We start from the raw sequence: 4,649 nt of genomic DNA, 5'->3' as shown, positions 1-4,649 counted from the left end.
GAGCTTACCTGTATCACCTCTTGGTCCAGCAGCGACACCGGCGGCCCCTGAGCGCTGCCGTGCTCCTTGGCCAACTGCCCGCCGCGCTCAGCCAAATCAAGCATCAGGCGGGCCGGCACATCGTCGAGGTGGGCGAAGCCGGAGTCCGGTGGCAGTGCTCCCCGCCACGCCGAATCCATCGGAAAGCCCGGGTTGACGTAACCTGTGCTGTCGACGGCAGCTAGTCCACGTGCCAATTCGTCTGCGCCAACCGATAAATCGTCGGGCCGAACAATTCCGGCCACCACCCGGCTGGCCAGCACGTCCAAGCCGGTCGACGCCCAGGCAATGAACTCCCCGGGCGAACGTGTCCGCAATCGGACGACCGCGGCGGCGTCGAGTCGCGACGCCCGCTCGGCAAACGCAGTCAAATCGGCGCGATGGGCGGCGACGGATTCCGGCCCGAGCCACACGCCCCGCTCGGCTACCTCAACCACCGCTGCAGGTATTCCCGGTGATGTGGCGTCAGACGCACCAACCGTTGCTCGTCGATGTTGAACGCGGCCAGTTGCGACTCGCCGATCACGGCAGGCTTTGACCCCGGATCGGCGTTAACCGAACGCACTTCGTAGCCGAGCGTGAAATCGACTGCTCGCAAACGCTTTGTCCACATCGTCACCTGTAGCGGCGAATCAATGAGCCGCAGTTGACCTCTAAAGGTGACACGTACGTCGGCGATCAGCAGGCCGACTTCGAGGATGTCTGACTCGAAAGCCGGTTTGAGAAACGGAACGCGGGCCTCTTCCATGATGGTGACCATGGTCGCGTGATTGACGTGCTGATACATGTCGATGTCCGACCACCGGACCGGGACCGGCGCCACGAAACCGGCTGGCATGCTCAACCCGCTGCTCCTCGCCCGCTGGTGCGCGTCATCGAGCGGATCTGGCGCGCCGCCACCGACAGTGTGGCCAAGTCCTTTTGGCCGCTGTCATGGATTTCGCTCAGTGTCCGCCGGGCCCGCTCCACCCGCGATGCGCTGGTGTGCTCCCACTCGGCGATCTTCTGTTCGCCGGTTTCGTCCGGCTCACCGACGGCGAGCACGTCGAAGCACAACGAGCGCAGCGACGAGTAGATGTCGTCGCGAACTGCCAGGCGTGCCAACGAGTGCCACCGATCGGCGCGCGGCAGCTCGGATATCGCGGTGAGCAGACCGTCGGTACCGAGCCGGTCCATCAGCGCGAAGTAGGTGTCGGCGACTTCGGCCGGTTCACGGTCCTCGATGTCGGCGATGTCGATGATGTCGAGCAGGCTGTACCGGTACAGCCCGGCGGCCACCATGTAGCCGAGATCCACGGACGCGCCCTGCCTGGCGAATTCCGCGGCTTCCTTCTCCACGATCGCCTTGTCGTCACCGCGCAGCCACTCCGACATCCGTGGCGTCAGCGCTGCCACTTTCTTTGCGAATCGGTTGATTTCGGCGCCCACCGCCAACGGTTGGGGCCGGTAGTTGAGCAACCAGCGTCCAGCGCGGTCGATCAAACGACGGGTATCCAGCGTCATCTCATCGGACACCGCGATCGGTAGCCCGGCCGCGCGGATGCTGTGCCACAGTTGCCCGATTCCGAAGATCGCGTCGGTCGCGGCGTAGGTGCGTACCGCATCCACCGGACCCACCCCGGTGTCTTGGGTGATCCGGTAGTCGTAGCTGATGCCGGCGGTGTCGACCAGATCGTTGACCAGCATGGTGGTCACGATCTCCCGCCGTAGCTGATGCGAGCGGATCGCCGGGCCGCACCGGTCACGCAGCTGCGACGGGAAATACCGCGGCAGCTTGCCGGCGAACACCTCTTGGTCCGGCAGATCGGTTTCCAGCAGTTCGTCCTTGAGCGTCAGCTTGACGTGCGCCATCAGCGTCGCGAGTTCCGGCGAGGTGAGCCCGATGCCGACCTCGAGCCGCCGCGCGATCTCCTTCTCCGAGGGCATCGCTTCGAGTTCGCGATTGAGGCCACGCTCAGCCACCAGGTATTTGATCTGGTCGGCGTGTACCGGGAGCAGGCTCGGGGCGTTGGCCCGGCTGGTGCCGATCAAGTCGTTCTGGTCCGCGTTGTCGGCGAGCACCAACGCGGCGACCTCATCGGTCATCGACTCGAGTAGCTGGGTGCGTTCACCCGGATCGACCTTGCCCGCGGTCACCTGCGAGTCGACCAGGATCTTGATGTTGACCTCGTGGTCTGAGCAGTCCACACCCGCCGAGTTGTCCATCGCGTCGGTGTTGATCCGTCCACCACACAGATCGAACTCGACCCGGCCACGTGCCGTCACACCGAGATTGCCACCCTCGCCAACGACTTTCGCGCGCACCTGGTTCGCGTTGACGCGCAGCACATCGTTGGCCCGGTCACCCACGTCGGCATCGGATTCCGCCTCCGCCTTGATGTAGGTGCCGATGCCGCCGTTGAACAACAGATCCACCGGGGCCCGCAGAATCGCGCGCACCAGATTCGGTGGCGCCATCTCGGTGACGTCGTCTTCGATGCCCAGCGCCGCACGGACCTGGTCGCTGATCGGGATGGATTTGTGCTCGCGGCTGTACACCCCACCGCCCTCGCTGATCAGCGACGTGTCGTAGTCATCCCAGCTGGAGCGTGCCAGGTCGAACATCCGTCGTCGCTCCTGCCACGAGGCGGCCGGATCGGGGTCGGGGTCTAAGAAGATGTGGCGGTGGTCGAAGGCGGCCAGCAGGCGGATGTGGGTGGACAGCAACATGCCGTTGCCGAACACGTCGCCGCTCATGTCGCCAACGCCGACCACGGTGAAGTCCTCGGTCTGGGTGTCGACGCCCATCTCGCGGAAGTGCCGCTTGACCGCTTCCCACGTCCCTTTGGCGGTGATGCCCATCGCTTTGTGGTCGTAGCCGACGGATCCGCCGGACGCGAACGCGTCGCCCAGCCAGAAGCCGTAGGACTCAGCGACCTCGTTGGCGATGTCGGAAAACGTTGCGGTGCCTTTGTCGGCGGCCACCACCAGGTAGGCGTCGTCGCCGTCGCGTCGCACGACGCCCGGTGGGGCAGTGACCTCACGGGTGGTGTGGTCGACGTTGTCGGTGATGTCGAGCAGTCCGGAGATGAACAGCTTGTAGCAGTCGACCCCTTCGGCGCGGTTCGCGTCGCGATCGGCGGCGGGATCACCGGTGGGCAGCGGCGGTTGTTTGACGACGAAACCGCCTTTGGCTCCGACTGGCACGATGACCGCGTTTTTGACGGCCTGCGCCTTGACCAGACCAAGGATCTCGGTGCGGAAGTCCTCCCGACGGTCCGACCACCGCAGGCCACCGCGCGCTACGTAACCGAATCGCAGGTGCACACCTTCGACTCGAGGCGAGTACACGAAGATCTCGAACTTCGGGCGCGGTAGCGGAAGCTCCTCGATCAGCTGCGCATCCAGTTTCAGCGACAGCACATTCTGGCTGCGGGCCGACCCCTCTTGTGTCACAAAGTAATTAGTGCGCAGCGTAGCCTGAATCAGTTCGGCGAACGCGCGCAGGACGCGGTCGGTATCCATACTCACCAACGCGTCGATGTCCGAGGCGACCGCCGCCGCGGCAGCCTGCGCGTCACGGCTCTTGGGCGAGCCCGATGGATCGGGATCGAAGAGCGCCTCGAACAATGTGACGAGTGATCGCGCGGTGTCGGGGTTTTCGTTGACCACCGATTCGATATGTGACTGGCTGTATGGAAAACCTGCCTGCCGCAGATACTTTGCGTAACTGCGCAGCAGGACAACCTGCTGCCAGGTCAGGTCGGCGCGCATCACCAACTCGTTGAACCGGTCGATCTCGGCGCGGCCTTCCCAAATCGCGGTCACCGCATCGGCAAAACGCTGAGCGGTCACCTCTCGCTCCGGACCCGGCTGCGCCAGCGGGACGGTGGGTTGCGGCGCGATCTTGAACTGGTAGATCCACACCGGCAGCCCGTCCGGGCGGTTCACCGTGAAGGGACGCTCCTCGAGCACCACCACACCCATGGACTGCAGCATCGGCAGCAACTGGCTCAGTGATGCCGTCCGCCCGCCCAAATACCATGTCAGCCGTACGGTTTCGTCGTAGTCGTGATCGGACATCACCAGCTTGACCGAATCGTCGGTCAGCTCCTCGAAGATGGCGATGTCGTTGATTGCATCGGCAGGGGTGACCGCCTCTTTGTACGGCTCGGCGAACGCGTTCGCGTAGTGCTCAGCCTCGATGGGCTCAACCCCGGCCGCAGCTGCCTCGCCGAGTAACCGGTCGGACCAGGTGCGCGCGGCCTCGGTCAGCAGTGCCTGAAGTCGCACCCGGTTGGCGTCGGAGGTATCGATCTGCGTGGCGGTTTCCGCATGCAACCGGACCATGAAATGCAATAACGCCCAGGGTGATTCAGTGACACGAGCAGTGAATTCGAGGCTGGTGCCGCCGAATTCCCGGACCAAGATGTCTTCGATCTGCAAACGCACCGCCGTCGTGTAGCGGTCGCGCGGCAGGTAGACCAGGCATGACACGAAGTACTCGAGGCGATCAGCGCGCAGGAACAGCAATGCGCGTCGCCCCGATCCGAGGTCGACCACCGACTTGGCCATCGCCAGCAGCTGCTCGGGGCTGCGCGCGAAAAGCTCTGAACGCGGCACGGTCTGGA

At 64.5% G+C, this 4,649-nt stretch carries 3 protein-coding genes; all 3 read right to left on the bottom strand.

The features are described 5' to 3' along the window. On the bottom strand, positions 1-476 hold a 476-nt coding region (locus tag WAN02_RS09925; protein WP_422263982.1), incomplete at its 3' end, for a hypothetical protein. Continuing rightward, on the bottom strand, positions 464-877 hold the full coding sequence (locus WAN02_RS09920) for an acyl-CoA thioesterase (protein WP_422263983.1): 414 nt from the start codon (positions 875-877) through the stop codon (positions 464-466). The genes WAN02_RS09920 and WAN02_RS09925, both read right to left, overlap by 13 nt. Positions 878-879: 2 nt before the next feature. Then, the coding region (locus tag WAN02_RS09915; RefSeq protein WP_422263981.1) for an NAD-glutamate dehydrogenase at positions 880-4,649 on the bottom strand (3,770 nt) is incomplete at its 5' end.

Source organism: Mycobacterium sp., from assembly GCF_049281135.1.
Taxonomy (GTDB): Bacteria; Actinomycetota; Actinomycetes; order Mycobacteriales; family Mycobacteriaceae; genus Mycobacterium.
Note: the sequence above shows the minus strand (reverse complement) of the source record. Positions and strands in the feature narration are given on the sequence as shown.